We start from the raw sequence: 23468 nt of genomic DNA, 5'->3' as shown, positions 1-23468 counted from the left end.
CAGCCCCGGCCGTGGGTCGGGGCTGATTTTTCGCTTTCTCTATCGACTAGAACCTGTACTCATTGCATGCTGCTCAGCTAAGCCTTTCCCCACTGGCCTAGAAGCCATAAGACAGCTCCTTACACGATAATCCTTCCGCTACTCCTATCATGAAACTCCTTCCATCTCATTTCCCTAAGAGCGCGGCTGCCGTGTTACTGCTAGGCCTGGTAGCCAGCTGCGGCGGCGGCAACAGCACCCCCGACCCGACGCCTACCCCACCGCAACCCCCGGTGCCACCCGTCACGGCAGGCCCCTCGCAAGTGGCCGCCTGGACCACCACCAGTGACCGGAGCACGCTGTTTTACAAGAGCACCCTGCCCCTGAACTTCCAGGCTCCGGTAGGCCAGAACCCCACCATTACGGTGGATACCACCCAGGTATACCAGACCATTGATGGCTTCGGCTACACGCTTACCGGAGGCAGTGCCCAGCTCATCAACCAGATGAGCGCTACCGAGCGAGCAGCCTTGCTGAAGGAGCTATTTGCCACCGATGGTAACAACATCGGGACCAGCTACCTGCGCATCAGCATTGGAGCATCGGACCTGGATGCGCAGCCGTTCACCTACGACGAAACGGGTACCCCCGACCCTACCCTGGCCCAGTTCAGTCTGGCCCCGGATAAGGTGAACCTGATTCCGGTACTGAAGGAAATTCTGGCCATCAACCCCACCATCAAAATCCTGGGCTCCCCCTGGACGGCGCCCACCTGGATGAAGAGCAATAACAGCTACGTGGGCGGCACCTTGAAGCCGGAATACTACGGGGCCTACGCCCAGTATTTTGTGAAGTACCTGCAGGGGATGCAGGCCGAGGGTATTCGCATTGATGCCGTGACCCTGCAAAACGAGCCCCTGAACCCCTATAATAACCCCAGCATGGAGATGTCGGCCCAGCAGCAGGCCACCTTCATCCGCGACCATGTGGGTCCGGCGTTTAAGGCGGCGGGCATCACCACCAAGATCATCGTCTACGACCACAACCTCGACCGGGCTGACTACCCGCTGGCTGTGTTGCAAGATGCGCAGGCGCGGCAGTACGTGGATGGCTCGGCCTTTCACCTGTACGCCGGCAGCATCTCCGCCATGACCAACGTGCATAACGCCTTCCCTGATAAGGCCGTGTACTTCACGGAGCAGTGGACGGAAGGCCCCGGCAGTTTTGCGGGCGACTTTAACTGGCATATGAACAACCTCATTATTGGGGCTACGCGCAACTGGAGCCGCAACGTGCTGGAGTGGAACTTGGCCTCTGACCCCGGCTACGGCCCCCACACGCCCGGCGGCTGCACCAAGTGCATGGGCGCCATCACCATCAGCGGCAACTCCGTGACCCGTAACACGGCCTACTACACGGTGGCCCACGCCGCCAAGTTTGTGCGGCCCGGCTCCCAGCGCATTGATACCAATGTGCCCGGTGGCCTACAGAACGTAGCGTTTAAAAATCCCGAGGGCAAGAAAGTCCTCATCGTGCTCAACACGGGCGCGGCCCAAACCTTCGACATTAAGTACCGGGGCAAGGTAGCCACCACTCAACTGGCCGCTGGGGCCGTTGGGACCTACATCTGGTAACTCTTTTTCTTCTTACGCATGCATAAGTTTCTGATTGCCGCGGCGTTGGCGTCCACTCTCGGCACCGCCGCCACGGCTCAAAAAGCCTCTTCTACCAAGTCTAAGTCCACGTCTTCGTCGTACTCGGCGGCGGGCAAGCAGGTGCAGGTGTACACCACCGCCGACAATTCGCAGTTGCGCCTCTCGGCCACCGACAAGCTCCGCTTCTCGGCCCAACCCCAGCCGCTGGAAACCCAGCCCACCGTGTTCGTGGACCCCACCCACGCCTTCCAGACCCTGCTGGGCATTGGCGGGGCCCTCACCGATGCTGCCGCCGAAACCTTCGCCAAGCTGCCCAAGGCCCAGCAGCAGGAGTTTCTGCGCGCCTACTACAGCCCCACCCAAGGCATCGGCTACACGCTGGGCCGCACCAACATCCACAGCACCGACTTCGGCACTGACAGCTACACCTACGTGGCCGAGGGCGACAAGACGCTCAAGTCCTTCAGTGTCAAGCACGACGAGCAGTACCGGATTCCGCTCATCAAGCAGGCGATGGCGGCCGCCGGCGGTAAGCTCACGATGTACGTGAGCCCCTGGAGCCCCCCGGCCTGGATGAAGGACACCAAGACCATGCTCAAGGGCGGCAAGCTGCTGCCCGAGTACCGCCAGGTCTGGGCCGACTATTACGTCAAGTTCATCAAGGAATATGAGCGGCAGGGCATTCCGATCTGGGGCCTGACGGTGCAGAACGAGCCCATGGCCGTGCAGAAGTGGGAGTCGTGCGTGTTCACGGCCGAGGAGGAGCGCGACTTCGTCAAAGGCTACCTCGGCCCGACCTTGAAGAAGAGTGGCCTGGGCGGCAAGAAGCTCATTGGCTGGGACCACAACCGCGACCTGATCTACCAGCGCGCCACTACTCTCTTCGATGACCCCGAGGCCAGCCAGTACTACTGGGGCCTGGGCTACCACTGGTATGAGACGTGGACCGGCTCGGGCATGCAGTTCGAGAACGTGCGCCGCGTGCACGAGACCTACCCCGACAAGCACCTGATCTTCACCGAGGGCTGCGTGGAGAAGTTTCAGTTCAGCGGTATTAATGACTGGGCCCTGGGTGAGCGGTACGGCTACTCCATGATCCATGACTTCAACGCCGGCACCGAGGCCTGGACCGACTGGAACATCCTGCTGGATGAGACGGGCGGGCCCAACCACGTGGGCAACTTCTGCTATGCCCCCATCCACGGCGACACGCGCACGGGCAAGCTCTTGTACACCAACAGCTACTACTACATCGGTCATTTCAGCAAGTTCATCCGGCCCGGCGCCCAGCGCGTGGCCACGGCCAGCAGCCGCGACGTGCTGCAGACCACGGCCTTCCGCAACCCCGACGGCAGCCTGGCCGTGGTGGTGATGAACCAAACGGACAAGGAGCAGCCCTTCCAGCTCTGGATCAAGGGCCAGGCCGCGCCAACCACTAGCCGCCCCCACTCCATCATGACCCTGCTCGTCAACTAGCGCCGCTAGGCCACTCAGTTGCGCCTGACATTCGGCTGCCCCGCTCCCACCTGCTGCGGAGTGGGGCAGCCGAATCTGTTTTGGCCGTGGCTATTGAAATAGTGGCCTAGACAGAAATCCATGGCCACGTTCTGCGTCATGCGCCCCCTCTCCCCATGGTAATGCACATCAAGCAGGTGTGAGGAATAAGTGGGGTGAGGGCCTCCTACCTCAACAGTAGTGAACTAGGCGCCGTTTTCCGTAATCGTTTCCGTAAATAAATCCCGTTTGCAGCGTCCTGGGCCCGACAAGTTTGTGGAGATTACACTCAGTAATTCCCCCCATCAGCCCTGAGTGATATGCGAAAATTTACCCACCTGTTGCTGCCCGCTGCGGCAGTAATGTCCCTGTCGGCCCATGCCCAAACCAGCCAGGTTACGGGCACGGTGCTGAGTTCCTCGGATAACTCTCCCCTCCCTGGGGTGTCGGTTGTGATTAAAGGCACCACCACCGGCGCCACCACCGACCCCGATGGCAAGTTCACGTTGCCCGTTCCCGCTACCGGCGACCCGGTTCTGGTGTTTTCCTTTATTGGCTTTGAGCCCCAGGAAGTGCGCGTTAACGGCCGCAGCTCTGTTGGTTCAGTGAAGCTCGGGGAGAAGGCCACTGCCCTGAATGATGTGGTTGTAGTAGGCTACGGCAGCCAGCGCAAGCGCGACATTACGGGCTCGGTAGCCTCCATCTCGGCGGAGCAAGTGGCCGAAACGCCCATCACCCGGGCCGACCAGATTCTGCAGGGCCGCGTGAGTGGCGTACAGGTTACGCAAACGAATTCGGAGCCGGGCGGAAACGTTTCCATCCGCATCCGGGGCACCAACTCCATCAACTCCGGCAACGAGCCACTGTTTGTGGTGGATGGCTTCCCGGGGGCCGGCGACCTGAACTCCATCAACCCCAGCGACATTGAATCGATTGAGGTACTAAAGGACGCTTCGGCCACGGCCATTTACGGTAGCCGGGGTGCCAACGGGGTGGTTATCATCACCACCAAAAAGGGCAAGGCTGGCCGTAACGCCATCAACTTTGAGGCCTACACCGGCGTGAGCAACGTGCGCAAGAAGTACGACCTGATGAATGCGCCCGAGTTTGCCACCTACCTCAACGACGTACAGCGGCTCAACAACCTTGAGAACAAAACCAATACGCCTCTCCCCTACACCCAAGAGCAGATAAATGCCATGGGCGAGGGCACCGATTGGCAGGACGAGATTTTCCGGCAGGGCCGCCAGAGCAACTACCAGTTGGGTTTTAGCGGCGGCAACGAGGATACTCGCTACAACCTCAGCTTCAACTATTTTGATCAAGAAGGCATCATTCTGAATTCGGGCTTTAAGCGCGGCTCGGTGCGCCTGAACCTAGATCGGAAGGTGAGCAACAAGATCAACGTAAGCTTCACCAGCCAGCTTTCCCGCACGCAGCAGCGGCTGACCACCGTGAACACCAACGGGGGTAGCAGCGGGGGCGTACTGCTCGACGCCCTACGCTTCAGCCCCATTCAGCCCGTGCGCGATGCCAACGGGGCCTACACCTTCCAGAACCAGCCCCTGCCCGCGGTAGAAATTGCCGGTAACCCAGTGGCCTACGCCGAAAGCGCCAAGGACAACCTCACTACCACCCGCGCCCTAATTAACGTGGCCGGCGAGTACCAGCTGCTGGAAGGCCTGAAGCTGCGGATTTCGGGCGGAACGGACCTGTTTGCCAACCAGCGCAACCAGTTCATCCCCTCCACGGTTTACGTGGGCCAGAACACCAACGGCTCGGCCACCAAAGCTTCCAACAGCAACTACAGCTGGCTGAACGAGAACACCCTGACTTACGACCGCAAGCTCAACGAGAACAACGCCCTGAACGTGGTGGCCGGTCTGACCTTCCAGGAGTTCGTGAATGAGAACTACACCGCCGCGGCCAACAACTTCTTCACTAACGCCCTGGGCTCCGACAACATAGGCCTAGGCGCTAACGTGCTGACGCCCAGCTCAGGCAAGAACTCCAACCGCCTGGCCTCCTACTTCGGGCGCGTGAACTATCGGCTGTTTGAGAAGTACCTGTTCACGTTTACCATGCGCGCCGACGGCTCATCCCGCTTCGGGCCGAACAACAAGTGGGGCTACTTCCCTTCCGCTGCCTTCGCCTACCGCCTGATTGACGAGAACTTCATGAAGGGCTTCACCTCTCTCAGCGACCTGAAGCTGCGCGCCAGCTACGGCATTACGGGCAACCAGGAAATCGGGTCGTATCAGTCGCTGGGGCGCTACGGGCTGAGCGCGTACACCTCCGGCGCTACGCGTTTGGTAGGCCTAGCGCCCTCCAACGTGCCCAACCCCGACCTGAGCTGGGAATCGACGGCCGCCGCCGACGTGGGGATTGACGTGGCTTTCTTTAAAAACCGCCTCAGCGTTACGGCTGACTACTACTACAAGAAAACCACCGACTTGCTGCTGCAGGTGTCAATTCCGCAGACGACGGGCTTCTCCAACATTCTGCAGAACGCCGGCAGCGTGCAGAACAAGGGCTTTGAGTTTGGGCTGAATACGGTCAACTTCGACTCGAAGAAGTTTACCTGGAACACCAACCTGAACTTCTCGCTCAACCGCAACAAAGTGCTCGACCTGAATGGCGAGTACCAGCGCTTCGTAGGCCAGTCGAGCACCAGTATTTTCCCCGGCGCCACGGCCGCTACCAGCGTGCTGCGCATTGGGGAGCCCATCGGCTCGTTCTACGGCTACGTGTTTGATGGTATCTGGCAGACCCAGGAGGAAATTACGGCCAGCGGCACAACCGCCAACGTGCGCCCCGGCGACCCGCGCTACCTCGACCTGAACGGCGACAAGAAGATTGACGGCAACGACCGCACTATCATTGGGCGGGCCCAGCCCAAGTTCATCTACGGCGTCACCAACGGCTTCACCTACGGCCCCGTGAGCCTGAACGTATTCATTCAGGGTGTGCAGGGCACCGACGTGCTCAACCTCAACCGCTACGAGCTGGAATCGGGCTTTACCACCACCAACAAGCTGAAATCGGTGAATGACCGCTGGACCGGGCCCGGCACCAGCAACACCATCCCGAAGGCCAACAGCGTGGTACGCCGCAGCACCGGCATCGTGAGCGACGTGGTGGAAGATGGCAGCTTCGTGCGCCTGAAAACCGTCACGGTATCCTTCAATGTGCCCCTGCCCGAGTCTGTTACCAAAACCATTAAAACGGCCAGCGTGTACGTGACCGGCCAAAACCTGATTACGATTACGGACTACTCCGGCTACGACCCGGAAGTCAACTCGTTCGGCAACTCAGGCCTGAGCCTGAACACCGACTACAACGCCTTCCCCAACACCCGCACCTTCATTGGCGGCATCCGGATTGGCTTCTAATCGAACAGGTACTCCTCATTCCCACTGACATGAAAAAGAAGCTTCTTCTTCTCGGCATATGTTCCCTTGGCTTCTTCTCTTCCTGCGAGTCTTTCCTGGAAGAAAAGCCCTATGATTTCTTGACCGCCAGCAACTTCTACCAAAACGAAGGCGATGCCATTGCGGGCCTGAACGGCGTGTTCAGCCTGATGCAGGCCCAAACCTACTACGGCCGCACGGTGTGGCTAGTAACCGAGCTGCCCGGCGACTACATGGCCGTGGTGGGCGCCACCACCGGCGACCGGGCCGAGCTGAGCCGCTTTACCTACACCGCCAACAACGGCGAAATCGGGAACTGGTGGGTAAATAACTACCGCCTGATTGGCCGCGCCAACGACGTGATTGAGAAGGTGCCGGCCGTGAGCATGGACGAAACCAGCAAGAACAACATCCTTGGCAACGCCCGCTTCCTGCGCGCCCTGGCCTACTTCGAGCTGGTGCGCTCCTACGGCGACGTGCCCCTGCTGACCGCCCCCATTAAAGGCCCCAACGACGACCTGCGCCCCGCCCGCACGCCCAAATCGGTGGTCTACGACCAGATTATTCAGGACCTGCAGTTCGCCGAAGCCAGTTGCCTGAAGGAAAATCAAATTCCGGCCGGCAACAAAGGCCGCGTATCCAGCGGGGCTGCGGCCAGCCTGCTAGCCAAAGTGTACCTCACCCGCGCCAGCACTTCTGACGCCAAAGGCACCGACAACCAGGATGCCCTGGCGGCCTGCAACCGCGTTATCAACTCTGGCTTGTATAGCCTCATGCCGAGCTACGGCGACGTATTCCTGCCCGACCGTGAAAATAACGCCGAGCACATCTTCTCGGTGCAGTTTGATTTGCCCCCGAACGTGGGCAACATCATTGTGCGGCAGAACCTACCGGCGGCGCTGGGCGGTTTCGCCTCGTTTACGGCCGAAGATTGGTTTGTGCGCTCGTACGCGGCTACCGATGTGCGCAAAGACTGGAACCTGAGCAACAAGGCCAACACCACCACGCTGCCCCAGTACTTCTTCAACAAGTTCCGCGACGATAAACGCATTGGCAACGACTCGCGCGCCAATTGGCTGATTCTGCGCTACGCCGATGTGCTGCTCATGCAGTCAGAAGCGCTCAACAACCTCAACGCCGCCGATGTGACCAAGTACCAGGGCATCAACCGGGTGCGGCAGCGGGCCGGCCTGGCGGCGCTGCCCACCACGGCTACTACGAAAGATGCCTTCGTGGATTTGTTGGTGCAGGAGCGCGCCTGGGAGCTGTGCGACGAAGGCCACCGCCGCTACGATCTGATCCGGCTGAATCGCCTGAAGCAGGTGGAGAAAACCATCTTCAACCGCGACATCAGCGACAACTACCTGCTGTTCCCGATTCCGCAAACGGAAATAGCCCTCAACCCCAATCTGGTGCAGAACCCCGGTTTCTAGGCCACTGCACCCGTGCCCAAAGCCGCGCCTGCGGGTTCCTAGGCCACTTCTGGCCACTGGCAGGCGCGGCTCAAGGCCCTTTCTTTCCTGAATCTGATTTGTTGGGAGTGCCCCACAACCGCACTCCGTTTACCCCAACCGCATGAGTGAGAATTTTTCCCTGGAGGGCAAAGTAATTGTAGTAACCGGCGGCACCGGCATCCTAGGCCAGTCGTTTATTGATGCCATTGAAGAAGCTGGCGGCACCGTGGGCATTTTGGGCCGCAACGCCGCCGTGGCCCACGCGCGGGCCGAGGCCATCAACGCCCGCGGCGGTCAAGCCATAGCTCTGGTGGCCGATGTGCTGGAAGAAGACCAACTGCGCGCCGCCTGCCAGCAGCTAGTACAGGCCTACGGTCGCATTGATGGGCTGGTAAACGCCGCCGGCGGCAACGCCCCCGATGGGGTGCTCAACCCTGATCAAGACGTGTTCAAGATGAACCTGGATGGCATGAAGCGGGTGATGGACCTCAACATTTGGGGAGCCATCCGGCCCACGCAAGTGTTCGGGGAGGTCATGGCGCAATCGGGCCGCCGGGGCAGCATCGTCAACATCTCGTCCATGAACTCGAAGCGAGCCATTACCAAGGTGCTGGGCTACAACATGGGCAAGGCCGCCCTCGATTGCTACAACCAGTGGTTTGCGGTGGAAATGGCCAACCGCTACGGCGACAAACTGCGCATGAACGCCCTGGCCCCCGGCTTTTTTCTGACGGAGCAAAACCGCACCCTGCTCACCACCCCCGACGGCGGCTTTACGGCTCGCGGTGAGCTGGTTATCCGGCAAACGCCCTTCAAGCGCTTCGGCCACCCCGACGAGCTGAAGGGCGCTTTGGTGTGGCTGCTCAGCGACGCCTCCCAATTTGTAACCGGCTCCATGATTTGCGTGGACGGCGGGTTCTCCATCTTTGGCGGCGTTTAACTCAACAGCATATGCACCCCCAACAACCCTATTCAATGGAGCAAACCATGCGCTGGTTTGGTCCCCAAGACCCCGTAAGCCTTTCTGATCTGCACCAGGCCGGCTGCACCGGCGTGGTAACGGCCCTGCACCACATCCCGAACGGGCAGGTATGGCCAGTGGCCGAAATTAAAGCCCGGCAGACTGAGATTGAGTCCGCGGGCATGCGCTGGAGCGTGGTAGAAAGCGTGCCCGTGCACGAGCACATCAAAACCCAGACGGCCGGCTTCGAAACGTTCATTCAGAACTATCAGCAGAGCCTACGTAACCTGGCCGAGTGCGGCATCCGCACGGTTACCTACAACTTCATGCCCGTGCTGGACTGGACCCGCACCGACCTGGCCTACGAGGTAGAGGACGGCTCTAAAGCGCTACGCTTTGAAATGGCCGCCTTTGTGGCCTTCGATGCACTGCTACTCCAGCGCCCCGGCGCAGAACGGGCCTACCCGGCGGAGGTACTGGAGAAGGCCCGCCAGCGCTTTGCCGCCATGAGCGACGAGGACAAGCTGCTGCTGCAGCGCAATATCATTGCCGGCCTGCCCGGCAGTGAGGAGAGCTTCACGCTAGGCCAGTTCCAGGAGGCCCTGGACGCGTACCAGGGCATCGACGCCGACAAGCTGCGCCAGCACCTGATTTACTTCCTGCAGCAGGTGGTTCCAGTTGCCGAAGCCGGCGGCATCCACATGGTCATTCATCCCGACGACCCGCCATACCCCATCCTTGGCCTGCCGCGGGTGGTAAGTACCGCCGCCGATGTACAGGCTCTCTTCGATGCGGTGCCTTCGCTCAGCAACGGCCTGTGCTTCTGCACTGGCTCCTTCGGCGTCCGCTCCGATAACGACCTGCCCGCCATGGTGCGCCAGTTCGCCGACCGCATCAACTTCATTCACCTGCGCAGCACCCGCCGCAACGCCGAGGGTGACTTCTTCGAGGACAACCACCTGGAGGGCGACGTGGACATGTACGGCGTGGTGCGCGAGTTGGTGCACGTAATGCAGCAGCGCCAAGTGAGCCTGCCCATGCGCCCCGACCACGGCCACCAGATGCTCGACGACTTGCGCAAGAAAACCAACCCCGGCTACTCCGGCATCGGCCGCCTCCGTGGCCTAGCCGAACTACGTGGCCTAGAGCTTGGCATCCGCCGCAGCCTATTAGAAAGCTAAGCTAGAATACTAGTTCCCCTCCTCGGCTGAGGAGGGGCTAGGGGTGGTTGACTGGCCTAGAACGACTTTGCCAGAACTGTCTCAAAATGCCCGTCATGTCGAGCTTGTCGAGACATCTCGCGTGCTGACGCTGGATTAGTGTTGCAACGATTCGAGCGAGATGTCTCGACAAGCTCGACATGACGTTCGGGTGGTGTCGTTCTAGGCCGATTTCCATCCCAATCCACCTCTCCCACACCTACCTGAAAACAACCCGAGCTTGAGAGTGAATCACCGAGTAACGCAAAGTAAAAACCTGCTCCTGCTACTCCTGCTACTGACTGGCCTACACCCGACGTTCAGCCAGCAGAAAACCCGCCTGAACACTGGCTGGGAGTTCGTGCGCCAGGATTTGGGCGGCATTTGGGAGGCCGTGCGCCCCGTGGGTGCCGGCAACCCCGAAAGCGTGCCGCTCTGGGACAAAGTGACGCTGCCGCACTGTTTTAACGCCCGCGACGCCGTGGACCCGGACGTAAACTATTACCAAGGTCCCGGCTGGTACCGCACGCAAGTGGCGATGCAGAACCCCTACCCCGGCGGCCGCACCCTGCTGCACTTTGAAGGTGCCGGGCAGAAAACCGACGTGTACATCTACACCACCAAAGTAGGCAGCCACGTGGGCGGCTACGATGAATGGACCGTGGACATCACCCAGGCCGTAGCCGACTTCCAGAAGACCGACGTCTACCAGAAGCAGTTCAAAGGCCAGATTCCCATTTCCATCCGCTGCGACAACTCCCGCGACCTGGAGATGATACCCTCCGACCTTTCGGATTTTAACGTGTACGGCGGCCTGTACCGCTACCTCAACCTGGAATACCAGCCCGCGGTATCGTTGAGCCGGTTGGTAGCCAAAGCTGAGGTAGATAAGGCGGGCAAAGCCGGTACTCTCACAGTGAAAGCAGTGTTGCCAGAGACAGTAGCTGCGGGCTCCGCGCCAGTTTTGGTGCGCCTGCTGGACCCGCGCGGCAAGCAGGTGGCCCAATACAAAGGCACGCTGGCCGCGAAACCCGGCGAGCAAGACTTGCACCAGTTTGCCGTGAAAAGCCCGCGCCTGTGGTCGCCGGATGTGCCCCAGCTGTATACCGTGCAGGTGACGGTAGGCACCGGCGCCCAAGCGTATCAGCAGAGTGAGAAAGTAGGGTTCCGCCACATAGAGTTTGTGGAGAAAGGACCCTTCATGCTGAACGGCAAGCGCCTGCTACTGCGCGGCACTCACCGCCACGAAGACCACGCCGACGTGGCCGCCGCCATGACGGAGCCCATGATTCGGCAGGAGATGGTGATGATGAAGCAGATGGGTGTGAACTTCATTCGCCTAGGCCACTACCAGCAGTCGCGCATCGTGCTTAACCTCTGCGACTCCTTGGGCATAACCGTGTGGGAGGAGATTCCGTGGTGCCGGGGTGGCCTAGGCGGCCCCGTGTACCAGGCCCAAGCCAAGCGCATGCTCACCAACATGATTGAGCAGCACTACAATCACCCCAGCATCATCATCTGGGGACTGGGCAACGAGAACGACTGGCCCGGCGACTTCCCCGAGTTCGATAAGCAGAAGATCCGGGCCTTTATGACCGAGCTCAACGACCTCTCGCACCAGCTAGACCGCTCGCGCTACACCGCTATCCGCCGCTGCGACTTTTGCAAGGACATTGTGGATGTGTACTCGCCCTCTATTTGGGCGGGCTGGTACCGCGGCATCTACACCGAGTATAAGGAGGTCAGCCGCAAGGAGTTTGAGGGCGTGAAGCGCTTCCTGCACGTGGAGTGGGGCGGCGACAGTCACGCCGGTCGCCACTCCGAAAACCCCGACAACGCCCTGGCTAAAATCACGGCCGGCAAAGGAGCCGACGAGCGGGCCGGCGACGCCTCCCTGTTTGGGGGCAGCGCCCGGGTTTCCAAGGATGGCGACTGGAGCGAAACTTACCTCTGCAACCTCGTGGACTGGCACCTGAAGGAGCAGGAAACTATGCCCTGGCTGAGCGGCACGGCCTACTGGCCCTTCAAGGACTTCTCCACACCCGTGCGGCCCGATAACCCCATCCCCTACATGAACCAGAAGGGCGTGGTAGAGCGCGACTTCACCAAGAAAGAGGCCTACTACGTGTTTCAGTCGTACTGGACGGTGCAGCCCATGGCCCACATCTACGGGCACTCCTGGCCCGTGCGCTGGGGCGACGAGGGCGAGCTGAAAATGGTGAAAGTATACTCCAACTGCGAGCAGGCCGAGCTATTCGTGAACGGCAAAAGCTACGGCGTGAAAAAGCGCAACAGCCAAGATTTCCCCGCCGCGGGCCTGCACTGGAACGTGCCCTTCTCAGCGGGCCAAAACCAAGTGCGCGTAGTAGCCCGCCAAGGCAAGCAAACGGTGCAGGACGAAATCACCTTCCGCTACCAAACCCAGAAATGGGGCAAGCCCACCAAGCTCACCCTCGAAAAAGTAGCCGAAGCCAACGGCCTGACCACCGTGGAAGCCAAGCTATTCGACGCCCAGGGCGTGCAGTGCCTGGATGCGGCCAGTTGGGTGGAATTCTCTCTGGCCGGCGCCGGCAAACTCCTCGACGACCTGGGCACGAGCAGCGGCTCGCGCAAGGTACAGGCCTACAATGGGCGCGCTATTATTCGGCTGGAAGGCAAACCCGGCCAAACTGCGGTGGCAGTGCAGTCGCCTGGCCTAGAACCCGTGTTACTGACGTTGTAAATGAAGTTGATACACTCTATTCCTTTCCTCAACCACAGGCCTAGTAGCTCCCGCCCCACATGGCGCGGGCTGCTGCTAGGCCTGTGGCTTGCCCTGCTTGCTGGCCCCGCCGTGGGCCAGCGCGTGGTGCAGTCTATTAACTCCAACTGGCTTTTTCGCAAGGACGAAGCTGGCCTGGAACCCGCGCAGGCAGCCGCGGCTAAGGGTTGGGAAGCCATTTCCCTGCCTCACACCTGGAATGCCGCCGATGTGCTCGACGATGAGCCGGGCTACTACCGCGGCGTAGGCTGGTACAAGAAAACCCTGTACGTGCCCGCCGCCTGGCAGCAGCGCCGCGTGTACCTCTACTTTGAAGGCGCTAATCAGGAAGCCGAAGTGTACGTGAACGGGCAGCTGGCCGGTCGCCACGCGGGCGGCTACACCGCCTTCCGGGTGCCCATTATTGGGTTGTTGAAGTTCAGCGGCCAGGCCCCCGCCGCCACCGAAATACTGGTGCGCCTCACCAACCGCCATAACCCCGACATTCCGCCTCTGTCCGCCGACTTCACCTTCTACGGCGGCATCTACCGCGACGTGTACCTGGAAGCCACCGCGCCCGTACACTTCGACCTCGACAACTTTGCCTCTAATGGCACGTTCGTCACCACCCCGGCCGTATCGGCGGAGGCGGCCGAGGTAGTAGTGGCCGGCGCCCTGACCAACGAATCAAACACGACCCGCAAGGTGACGGTGCTTACCCAGTTGCTGGACCGCGACGGGCGCACGGTGGCCAAGCAGCAAACGGCGCTGACCCTCAAAGCCGGCGAAAAGCGCCCGTTCCGCCAAGCTCTGCCGCGCGTGCGCCAGCCCCAACTCTGGTCGCCGGATGCGCCGTACTTGTACCGGGCCGTGTCGCAGGTGCTGGAGGGCAAGCAGGCCACGCCGCTGGATGAAGTCACCAACCAAGTAGGGATGCGCTGGTACCGGTTTGATGCGGCCCAGGGCTTTTTCCTGAACGGGAAGCACCTCAAGCTCATCGGCACCAACCGCCACCAGGACTACCCTGGCCTAGGCAACGCCCTGCCCAATGCCCTGCATGAGCGCGACGTGCAACTGCTCAAACAACTGGGCGGCAATTTCCTGCGCGTGTCGCACTACCCCCAGGACCCCGCAGTGCTCCAGGCTTGCGACCGGCTAGGTATTCTGGCCTCAGTGGAAATTCCTATCGTGAATGCCATTACCGACTCGAAGGGCTTCTTCGCCAACTGCCGCACCATGCAAACGGAGATGATCCGCCAGGGCTACAACCACCCCAGCGTCATCATTTGGGCCTACATGAACGAGGTCCTGCTGCGCCTGCCCGCCGGCATCAAGCGCGACAACGAGCTCGGTAAAGTGTACCTGCGGCGCGTAAACCGCCTAGCCCAGGAACTCGACAGCCTAACCCGCCGCGAAGACCCCGCCCGCTACACCATGATCGTTAATCACGGCGACTTTGAGCTGTACCAACTGGCCGGCCTGCCGGCCATTGCCCAGCTCGTAGGCTGGAACCTCTACCAGGGCTGGTACTCCGGCGACCTAGAGGGCTTTCCGAAATTTCTGGACCGCCACCACCAGGAGCTGCCTACCAAGCCCCTGCTGGTAACCGAGTACGGGGCCGACTCCGACGTGCGCCTGCATTCCTTCCAGCCTCAACGCTTTGATAAAACCTCGGAGTACGCCAACCGCTACCACCAGTTCTACCTCAAAGCCATGCTAGACCGGCCCTTCGTGGCGGGCAGCACGGTCTGGAATCTGGCCGAGTTCAACTCCGAAACCCGGCAGGAGGCCGTGCCTCACATCAACAACAAAAGCCTGCTCACCGGCGACCGGCAGCCCAAAGACGCATACCTGTTCTACCAGGCTCATTTAGTCAGAACGCCTTTCCTGAAGATTGGCAGCCGCTCCTGGACGCTCCGGGCCGGTCAGGCCGCGGGCCCTGATTCCTTGTTCTGCCGCCAGCCCGTGGAGGTCTATACCAACCAGCCCGCCGTACGCCTGCTGCTCAACGGCCGCGACCTAGGCACCCGCCCCGCGGAGTTTGGCGTGGCCCGCTTTACCGTGCCGTTTGGGGCCGGCCTCAACCAGCTCCGCGCTCAAGCACCTGGCCTAGCGGTAGAGGACTTTACGGATATAGAGTTTCAGCTCCTTCCCACCCGCCTCGACTCCCCGCAGCTGCCATTCACGGAACTCAACGTGAGTCTGGGTGACGCGCGTACTTTCACCGACGACAACCTTCACCAAGTGTGGGTACCGGAACAGGCCTACACGCCCGGCAGCTGGGGCTACGTGGGTGGACAGGCCTACAAACAGCCCGGCGACCGGCTCCCCTACGGCTCCGACCGCGACATTCTGGGCACTGCCTACGATGCCATCTACGAAACTCAGCGCCTAGGCCTCAGCCAGTTCCGCCTCGATGTACCCGACGGGGAGTATGAGGTAGTGCTGCACTTTGCGGAGCTGGAAGCCGCTCCCCAGGGCGAGCAGTTGGTCTACAACCTCGCGGGCAACAGCAATGCCACGGGAGCCGCGGCTCCTGCACAAGGCCGCTCGTTTTCGGTGCTGGTGAATGCGCTGCCGGTGCTGCCCGAGCTGAGCACGGCCACCTACCTGCGGCCCTTGCAGGCGGCGAGCTTCACGGTGCACGCGTCGGCCAGGGGGCACAAGGGCATTGTCATTGATTTCACACCCGGGCAAGGCCAACCCTTCCTGAACGGGCTGCAAGTAAAGCGGCTGTAGTCGCGGCGGTAGGCAGTTGGGTTGCCCGCCACTTGTGTCAACGCATCCTGAAGGCTATTGCGCAGGGCGCCGCTAGGCCACTCGCTTGGGCAGATGTAGGGGGTAGAATTTCTACGCTCTCAGCTGCAAGTAGGAGTCGGCTCCGCTGCGCATGGTCTTCAGCTTTTTCTTTCCTGATTCGGCCCTAGGCCACTTTTCGCTTCATGTTCTCTCTTCCTTCCAAATCAACCTTCCTCCTCGGCGTCTTATTACTTCCTTTCACTGGCCTACACGCTCAGCGCGCCACTCCAAATCCGGCTACGGTGGAGCAGCGCGTTACGGCCCTGCTAGGCCAGATGACCCTGGAGGAGAAAGTCGGCCAGCTTGTGCAGTACTCGGGGCGGGAGCTGACCGGCCCGGCCAGCTCCCGCAAAACCGACCTACTCAACAGCATCCGCAACGGGCAAGTAGGCTCCATGCTGAACGTAAAGGGCGTGGCCGACACCCGCGCCATTCAGGCCGAGGCTCTGAAGTCGCGCCTACACATTCCGTTGTTGTTCGGGCTTGATGTCATCCACGGCTACCAGACGGTATTTCCGGTGCCGCTGGGTGAGGCGGCTTCCTGGGACCTAGATGCCATTCGCCTCTCCGCCCACGTTGCCGCCAAGGAGGCCGCTGCCTCCGGCATCCACTGGACGTTTGCGCCCATGGTGGACGTGGGCCGCGATGCCCGCTGGGGCCGGGTGATGGAAGGCGCCGGCGAAGACACCTACCTCGGTGCCCAGATTGCCAAAGCCCGCGTGCTGGGTTTCCAGGGAGAAAAACTGGGCGGCGCCGATGCCATCATGGCCTGCGCCAAGCACTTTGCCGCCTACGGTGCCGCCATTGCCGGCCGCGACTACAACGCCGTGGATATGAGCGAGCAGCAGCTCTGGGAAACCTACCTGCCGCCCTTCAAAGCCGCCGCCGATGCGGGCGTAGCCACGTTCATGAACTCCTTTAATGCCCTCAACGGAGTGCCCGCCACGGCCAGCAGCCACCTCCAACGCGACATCCTGAAAGGCCAGTGGAACTACCAGGGCTTCGTGGTGAGCGACTGGGGCTCGATCCGGGAGATGGTGCCCTGGGGCTTTGCGCCCACCGTGGCCGATGCCGCCCAAAAAGCCATGACGGCCGGCAACGACATGGACATGGAAAACGACGCCTACGGTCCGCACCTGGCCCAGCTGGTGCAAAGCGGCCAAGTACGCGTAGCGCTGGTAGATGATGCCGTGCGCCGCGTGCTGCGCAAGAAGTTCGAGCTAGGCCTCTTCGACGACCCCTACAAGTTCTCCGACGACAAGCGCGAGCGGAACGTACTCCGCGACCCGCAACACCTGGTAGCGGCCCGCGACGTGGCCCGCAAATCAATGGTGCTGCTTAAAAACGAAAACCACCTGCTGCCTCTGGGCCAGCAGCGCACCATTGCCGTAATTGGCCCTTTGGGTAAATCAAAGCGCGACTTGGCCGGCGGCTGGACGGTTATTGCCGACACCGCTCACATTGTGTCGGCGTTTGAGGGCATAAGCCAGCGGGCCGGTAAAAAGGCGCGCCTGCTCTACGCTAAGGGCAGTGAGATTACCGGCGACTCGCGGGCGGGCTTTGCCCAAGCCGTAGAAACTGCCAAAGCTGCCGATGTGGTGGTGCTGTGCGTGGGCGAAAGCTGGGATATGAGTGGGGAGGCCAAGTCGCGGGCTGATATTCACTTGCCCGGCGTGCAGGAAGAACTGTTTCAGGCCCTGAAAGCCACAGGCAAGCCCATTGTGGCAGTAGTAATGGGCGGACGCCCGCTCATCTTCAACACCATGGCCGACCAGGCCGACGCCATCCTCTACGCCTGGTTCCCCGGCTCAGAAGGTGGCCACGCCCTAGCCGATGTGCTTTTCGGCGACTACAACCCCTCGGGCAAGCTTCCCTCTTCCTTCCCCCGCTCCGTAGGCCAGTTGCCGCTCAGCTACCAGCAGTATAACACCGGCCGGCCCGTCACCAAGCCCACCGATATTACCTACAAGTCGGCCTACATTGACGAGCTCAACACGCCCCGCTACGCCTTCGGCCACGGCCTGAGCTACACCACCTTCCGCTACGCTGATCTGAAGCTCAGCCAGCCTACCATGCGGCCTTCGGAAACAGTGCAAGTGCAGTTCACCCTGACCAACACGGGCCCCGTGGCCGGCGAAGAAGTGGTGCAGCTCTACCTGCGCGACCTAGTATCGTCGGTGGTGCGCCCAGTGAAGGAGCTGAAGGACTTCCGCAAGGTCATGCTCAAGCCGGGCCAAAGCCAGACCATCAGCTTCACCATCAACAAAGACAAGCTAGCCTTCTACAACTCCCAACTGCAATGGACCGCCGAGCCCGGCGACTTCCAGCTCATGATTGGCAGCGCCTCCAACGATATCCGCCTGGAGAGCACGCTAGTTCTCGCGCCTTAGTTGAGTTTATCTACCGTCTGCTGCAAACTTAAAGGCCGTCATGCTGAGCGCAGTCGAAGCATCTCTACCGCTGACTAACTACTGGCCTAGAGAAGCGGTAGGAATGCTTCGACAAGTTCAGTTTGGTGGGCTGAATAAATAACGGTTGTCAGTTACACCTATCCTCATGCCCTAAAACAGAGGCCCGCACCATGTCGATGAACCCCAAGGTCGTTTTCCTTCTGTTGCTTCTGCTTGGGTGCTTCGTGGCTCGGGCTGATAGGCCTAGCCGGAAACTGCAGAAGCAGGCGGTGGCGGTGCTGCGTGCTCAGGTACTGGCAGAAGCGGCCTGGGCCCTGCAACAAGAACCTGAAACCGTGACCAGTACCCGCTCTCCGCGCAGCGCCGGTGGCCCCCACGACTTTTATTCCGAAGGCGACTACTGGTGGCCCGACCCCGCCAACCCCGCGGGCCCTTACGTGCAGCGCGACGGTCAAACCAACCCCGACAACTTTGTGGCTCACCGGCTGGCCATGATTCGGTTCAGCCGCATCATTGGGGCCCTGGCCTCGGCCTACCAGCTCACTCACGATGCACAGTACGCGCGCCACGCCCTAGTGCACCTGCGAGCTTGGTTCATTGATCCGGCCACGTTGATGAATCCCTCCCTGCTCTATGCTCAGGCTATTTCCGGTCGTTTTACCGGGCGCGGCATTGGCATCATCGATACCATTCAGCTGCTAGAAGTAGCGCAGGGCGTGCTGGTGCTGGAGCCGGCTTTAGGGGTGAATGATGTGGCCGGAATCAAGAGCTGGTTTGCGCAGTACCTGACTTGGCTCACCACCCACCCGTACGGCCAGGACGAGATGCGGGCGGCCAACAACCACGGCACGTGCTGGGTGATGCAGGTGGCCGCATTTGCGCGCCTCACGGGCAATCAGGAGCTGCTCACGTTCTGCCGCGAGCGGTACAAAACTGTGCTCCTCCCCTCCCAAATGGCCGCCGATGGTTCCTTCCCCCTCGAAACCAAGCGCACCAAGCCTTACGGTTACTCCCTCTTCAACCTCGACGCCATGACGATGATCTGTCAGATGTTGAGCACGCCCCAAGACAACCTTTGGACCTACCAGACTGCTGACGGTCGCGGCATTCGGCGGGGCATTGAGTACCTCTATCCTTACGTCAGAGACAAAACTGCCTGGCCCTTCCTTCAGGACGTCATGTACTGGGAAAACTGGCCAGTAGCGCAGCCCTTTCTGGTGTTAGGCGCCGTGCAGTTTGGCAATCCAGAGTGGTTTGCCACCTGGCAGCGCCTCGACCACCAGCCCGCAGTACCCGAAGTTGTACGTAACCTCCCCGTCCGCCACCCCCTACTTTGGTTGCCATAGCACTCACTATCACCAGTAAATACCGTCATGATAAGCTCAGCCGAAGTAGCTCTACCGCTAACTGCTGGCCTAGGCCTCTGCAACAAAGTGGTGGAGGTATTTCGGCTTCGCCCAGTGTGACGGACTACTGCTTAAAGAGCCCCCAATTTCTACTTCTCTCCTCCGCGCGCTAGGCCACTTCGCAGGTCTCACAAGCCGCATTAGTTCCTTCCCACCACAGCCCATCCATGATGAAACTTCATACGCTAGGCCTTGGCCTCCTGTCGTTGCTCGCGGCTCCAGCCCTAGGCCAGTCGAGTCTACCTAAGAAGACGCTCAAGCTGGCTGAAAAGCAGGCCACCCTCATGCTGGAGCAAGTACCACTCGCGGTGCAGCAAAAGCCCGCGGCGCCGGGCAAGCTTCCGCCGGTTTCGCCCCGCTCGCTCACGCCCGCTGGAGAGTTGGCCGTGGTGCCTTCCAAGGACTGGACCAGCGGCTTTTTCCCGGGTTACCTATGGCTGCTGTCGGAGGCGACGGGCCAGCCCAAGTGGCAGACGGCTGCTAGAACCTACACGGCCAATATTGAGCGTGAGAAGCTCGACGTTACGAGCCACGACGTGGGTTTTAAAATCTACTGCAGCTTCGGTAGCGGCTACCGCCTTACCCAGGATGCGGCCTACCGCGAGGTAATTGTGCAGGCGGCGCGCACGCTTAGCACTCGGTTCAACCCCAAAGTGGGCGCCACCCGCTCCTGGGACCACCACCGCGAAACCTGGGGCTACCCCGTCATCATCGACAACATGATGAACCTGGAACTGCTGTTCGCTGCTACTCGCCTTTCCGGTGATTCCTCCTTTTACAAGGTTGCCGTCAGCCACGCCAACAAGACCCTCGCTAACCACTTCCGCCCCGATTTTAGCTCTTACCACGTGGTAGATTACGACACGCTGACGGGCAGCGTGGTAAAGCGCACCACCCACCAGGGCGCCGCTAATGAGTCGGCGTGGGCGCGCGGACAGGGGTGGGCGCTGTACGGCTTCACCATGTGCTACCGCGAAACCAAAAATAAAGCCTACCTAGCTCAGGCCGAGCAAGTCGCGCGCTTCATCCTCAACCACCCCAACCTGCCCAAAGACCTGGTGCCCTACTGGGACTTCAATGCCCCCGGCATTCCCAATGAACCCCGCGATGCTTCTGCCGCCGCCATTATGGCCTCAGCACTCTATGAGCTAAGCACCTACAGCCCAGCCAGTGCGGACCTATACCGTCGCTCGGCCGATAAAATCATGGACAGCCTGGGCAAGCACTACACCGCCAAACCTGGCAGCAGCCGCGGCTTCCTGCTCCTGCACAGCACCGGTCACAAGCCCGCCAACAGCGAAATCGACGTGCCTATTATCTATGCTGATTATTACTTCATGGAAGCCTTTTTGCGCCGCCGCAGTTTGGCTGCCGGCAAGCCGTTGTCGTTGCGCTAGGCCTCCGGGTGCTGCGCCGGAAACAGCAACGTAAATGTGGTACCCTGGCCTAGCGTGCTATCCACGGAAAGCTGAATCCCCAGCAACGTACACGCCTTGGCCACAATAGAGAGGCCTAGGCCAGTGCCTCCGATGTGCTTGTGAGCCAGGGCATCGGAGCGGTACAATGGGTCAAAAATGCGCGACAGATCCTCGGCCCGAATCCCAATGCCGGCATCGGTAATGGTACACCGTAGGCCACCCTCCGAGTCGGTCAGTCCAATGATGATAGCGGAGCCGGCCGACGAGTACTTCACGGCATTGGACAGCAGATTATCCAGAATCAGATCTACCATGAACGGGTCAGAGGCTACGGTCTGGGTAGCGTGGTCCTGCACGTCTACGCGAATGCGCTTAGCACCCAGCTCTGAGCGGAGGCGGTAGAGCACCTCGTGCACCGCGCTTACTACTGACAGCTCCTGGCGGCGTACCGTCATCTGCCCCGCATCGTCGAAGCGGGCCAGCAGGAGGAGTTGGTCCACCAGCTGGGTCAGGCGGTCAATTTCTTTGATGCTGAGCGTGATGCTCTCCACATATTCGGGGGCGGTGCGAGGCTTGCGCACCAGCACTTCTAGCGTGCCCTTAAGCACGGCCAGGGGAGTGTGCAGCTCATGGGAGGCGTCGGCCGTGAACTGTTTTTCCCGCTCCACGGCCTGCTCAATGCGGGCCAGTAACCCGTTAATAGCGGTGGCCAGCGTGTGTAACTCATCGGGGCGGGCGGGTAAGGCAATGCGCTCAGTGAGGTTGTTGCGGGTGATGCGGTTGGTGGTGGCTGTAATTTCGCTGATGGGCGCGATGCTGCGCCCCGCCAACACCCGCGCGCAACCAAACAGGCCTAGCAGCACCACCGGGAATGAGAGCAGCAGCACCACCCCCAGGCTGCTGAGCACGTGCTGGGCGTCCTCCGAAGAAATGGCCGCCACCACGTAGCCCACTGGCTGCCCATTACGCAGAATGGTTTCCTGGGCCTGCCGCACGGCTTTTCCCCGCAACTCTAGGTTGAGCAAGCGCTGCTCAGCCTGCTTGGGGTCAAACACCAACTGGTCGGCCTTGAGGTTGGGCGAGCGGTCGAGCAAGTGGCCGTACAAATCGTTTATCTGCAAGAAAATAGGGTCGACGTCTACTTCGCGGTGCTCCCGCTCCTCCCACTCGCCGCGGTGGGCAAACTGAATCCGGTGCCCCACAATGCTCAGCTCCCGGCTGTGCTTAGCCGCCTCAAAGCGCAGGCGGGCATCGAGGCCGGCGTACACTTGCTGCCGCACCACCAGAAACACCAGCGCGTAGGCCACGGCCACCAACGCGGCGGTGGCCAGGGTATACTGCAGCGCAATGCGGTTTTTGAACGTGAGAGCCATTTAGTCGCGGGCGACATAGCCAATGCCGCGGATGGTTTGCAGGTAATCTTCGTCTTTGCTGAGGCGCAATTTCTTGCGCAGGGCGTTCATGTACACGTCAATCACGCCGGTATTGTACTCGAAGTGAATGTCCCAGACCTGCTCAATAATGCTCTGCCGGCGGCACACGTTGCCCTTGTGGCGCAGTAGGTACTCCAGCAGGGCAAACTCCTTTTGGGTCAGGGCAATTTCCTCATCGTCGCGGAACACCTGATGGGTAGCCACATCCAGCGCAATGGGCCCCACCGTGAACCGCTCGGGCGGACCCGCCGCTGGCCGCAGCTGCACCCGGATGCGCTCCAGCAGCTCCTCGAAGTGGAAAGGCTTCTTGATATAGTCGTTGGCGCCGGCCTGTAGACCTGCAATGGTATCCTGCACGGTGTCCTTGGCCGTGAGAAACAATAGGGGCGTATGGTTTTGGGCGGCCCGCAACTGACGGCATACCTCTAAGCCCGAGAGACCGGGCAGCATCCAATCTACCAGCAGCAGGTCGTAGGCCTGTTCCAAGGCCCGCGCCAACCCCTCAAGGCCGTTGTCGGCCACCTCCACGGCGTAGGCCTCTTCTTCCAGGCCTTGCTTCAGAAATCGGGCAATGCCGGGCTCGTCTTCAATGACCAGAATGCGCATAGGATGCTTTTATCGATGAGTGAAAGGCAACTGTTAGCAGGCCTAGAAGCTAAAGTCTAGTTCCCCTCCTTAGATAAGGAGGGGCTAGGGGTGGTTGACTGGCCTAGAACAACCACTCTAAAACGTCATGCTGAGCGGAGTCCAAGCATCTCTACCGTTGGCTATCCACTGGCCTAGGGCTAACTCAACGAACCGGTAGAGATGCTTCGACAAGCTCAGCATGACGAATACTACCGCGACATCAGCACGCGAGATGTCTCGACAGGCTCGACATGACAGTCAGGCTAAACAACGAGTAGTCAACCACCCCTAACCCCTCCCTATCTAAGGAGGGGAACTAGGCTCTAATCTTAGCTTAGGCCGTTGTTTTCAGGCTGTGAACCTACTGCTTATTGGGCGTTGATGATAGTGCCCAACCAGTCGTCACGGTGATTTTAAGGAAATCTTAAGGTGCTTGCGGCCACCCGCCTGGGCTGAGCTTGCGTTCTTTGCGGACGCAAAAC

At 60.6% G+C, this 23468-nt stretch carries 13 protein-coding genes; 11 read left to right on the top strand and 2 right to left on the bottom strand.

Features of this window, described 5'->3' with window-relative positions:
• Positions 1–149: 149 nt before the first annotated feature.
• The 11 genes from EU556_RS06745 (at position 150) to EU556_RS06695 (ending at position 20905) form a co-directional block, all read left to right on the top strand.
• Positions 150–1613, top strand: a complete 1464-nt coding sequence (locus EU556_RS06745) for a glycoside hydrolase family 30 protein (protein ID WP_135432380.1) — start codon at positions 150–152, stop codon at positions 1611–1613.
• Between the two features lie 18 nt (positions 1614–1631).
• On the top strand, positions 1632–3110 hold the full coding sequence (locus EU556_RS06740) for a glycoside hydrolase family 30 protein (RefSeq protein WP_135432378.1): 1479 nt from the start codon (positions 1632–1634) through the stop codon (positions 3108–3110).
• Positions 3111–3448: 338 nt separating this feature from the next.
• Complete coding sequence (locus EU556_RS06735) at positions 3449–6520, top strand: SusC/RagA family TonB-linked outer membrane protein (protein WP_135432376.1); 3072 nt, start codon at positions 3449–3451, stop codon at positions 6518–6520.
• Positions 6521–6549: 29 nt separating this feature from the next.
• Complete coding sequence (locus EU556_RS06730) at positions 6550–7971, top strand: RagB/SusD family nutrient uptake outer membrane protein (RefSeq protein WP_135432374.1); 1422 nt, start codon at positions 6550–6552, stop codon at positions 7969–7971.
• Between the two features lie 142 nt (positions 7972–8113).
• On the top strand, positions 8114–8932 hold the full coding sequence (locus EU556_RS06725; protein ID WP_135432372.1) for an SDR family oxidoreductase: 819 nt from the start codon (positions 8114–8116) through the stop codon (positions 8930–8932).
• Between the two features lie 11 nt (positions 8933–8943).
• On the top strand, positions 8944–10134 hold the full coding sequence (gene uxuA / locus EU556_RS06720; RefSeq protein WP_245327463.1) for a mannonate dehydratase: 1191 nt from the start codon (positions 8944–8946) through the stop codon (positions 10132–10134).
• 265 nt (positions 10135–10399) lie between these two features.
• Positions 10400–12874: a glycoside hydrolase family 2 TIM barrel-domain containing protein gene (locus EU556_RS06715; RefSeq protein WP_245327461.1), complete on the top strand. Its 2475-nt coding sequence runs from the start codon at positions 10400–10402 to the stop codon at positions 12872–12874.
• Positions 12875–15631, top strand: coding sequence for a glycoside hydrolase family 2 TIM barrel-domain containing protein (locus EU556_RS06710; RefSeq protein ID WP_135432370.1), 2757 nt, complete (start codon positions 12875–12877; stop codon positions 15629–15631).
• A 203-nt stretch (positions 15632–15834) separates the two neighbouring features.
• Positions 15835–18081 (top strand): beta-glucosidase BglX, encoded by a 2247-nt coding sequence (bglX, locus tag EU556_RS06705; RefSeq protein ID WP_135432368.1) that lies wholly within the window; start codon positions 15835–15837, stop codon positions 18079–18081.
• Between the two features lie 191 nt (positions 18082–18272).
• Entirely contained in the window at positions 18273–19448 is a 1176-nt protein-coding gene (locus EU556_RS06700) for an alginate lyase family protein (protein ID WP_245327459.1), read from the top strand.
• A gap of 227 nt (positions 19449–19675) precedes the next feature.
• Positions 19676–20905 (top strand): glycoside hydrolase family 88 protein, encoded by a 1230-nt coding sequence (locus EU556_RS06695; protein WP_317128703.1) that lies wholly within the window; start codon positions 19676–19678, stop codon positions 20903–20905.
• Here the strand turns inward: EU556_RS06695 and EU556_RS06690 are convergent.
• Complete coding sequence (locus tag EU556_RS06690) at positions 20902–22299, bottom strand: sensor histidine kinase (RefSeq protein WP_135432366.1); 1398 nt, start codon at positions 22297–22299, stop codon at positions 20902–20904. The genes EU556_RS06695 and EU556_RS06690 overlap by 4 nt on opposite strands.
• Complete coding sequence (locus tag EU556_RS06685; RefSeq protein ID WP_135432364.1) at positions 22300–22965, bottom strand: response regulator transcription factor; 666 nt, start codon at positions 22963–22965, stop codon at positions 22300–22302. It lies immediately after the preceding gene.
• Positions 22966–23468: the final 503 nt, after the last annotated feature.

Source organism: Hymenobacter fodinae, from assembly GCF_004745825.1.
Lineage (GTDB): Bacteria > Bacteroidota > Bacteroidia > Cytophagales > Hymenobacteraceae > Hymenobacter > Hymenobacter fodinae.
The sequence above is the reverse complement of the archived record's forward strand: the minus strand, read 5'-3'. Positions and strand labels throughout refer to the sequence as shown.

Excerpts from the sequence above, each read along its gene's own strand:
- EU556_RS06745 (WP_135432380.1), top strand. The coding sequence starts at position 150 with ATGAAACTCCTTCCATCTCATTTCCCTAAGAGCGCGGCTGCCGTGTTA.
- EU556_RS06740 (WP_135432378.1), top strand. The coding sequence starts at position 1,632 with ATGCATAAGTTTCTGATTGCCGCGGCGTTGGCGTCCACTCTCGGCACC.
- EU556_RS06735 (WP_135432376.1), top strand. The coding sequence starts at position 3,449 with ATGCGAAAATTTACCCACCTGTTGCTGCCCGCTGCGGCAGTAATGTCC.
- EU556_RS06730 (WP_135432374.1), top strand. The coding sequence starts at position 6,550 with ATGAAAAAGAAGCTTCTTCTTCTCGGCATATGTTCCCTTGGCTTCTTC.
- EU556_RS06725 (WP_135432372.1), top strand. The coding sequence starts at position 8,114 with ATGAGTGAGAATTTTTCCCTGGAGGGCAAAGTAATTGTAGTAACCGGC.
- uxuA (WP_245327463.1), top strand. The coding sequence starts at position 8,944 with ATGCACCCCCAACAACCCTATTCAATGGAGCAAACCATGCGCTGGTTT.
- EU556_RS06710 (WP_135432370.1), top strand. The coding sequence starts at position 12,875 with ATGAAGTTGATACACTCTATTCCTTTCCTCAACCACAGGCCTAGTAGC.
- bglX (WP_135432368.1), top strand. The coding sequence starts at position 15,835 with ATGTTCTCTCTTCCTTCCAAATCAACCTTCCTCCTCGGCGTCTTATTA.
- EU556_RS06700 (WP_245327459.1), top strand. The coding sequence starts at position 18,273 with ATGTCGATGAACCCCAAGGTCGTTTTCCTTCTGTTGCTTCTGCTTGGG.
- EU556_RS06695 (WP_317128703.1), top strand. The coding sequence starts at position 19,676 with ATGATGAAACTTCATACGCTAGGCCTTGGCCTCCTGTCGTTGCTCGCG.
- EU556_RS06690 (WP_135432366.1), bottom strand. The coding sequence starts at position 22,299 with ATGGCTCTCACGTTCAAAAACCGCATTGCGCTGCAGTATACCCTGGCC.
- EU556_RS06685 (WP_135432364.1), bottom strand. The coding sequence starts at position 22,965 with ATGCGCATTCTGGTCATTGAAGACGAGCCCGGCATTGCCCGATTTCTG.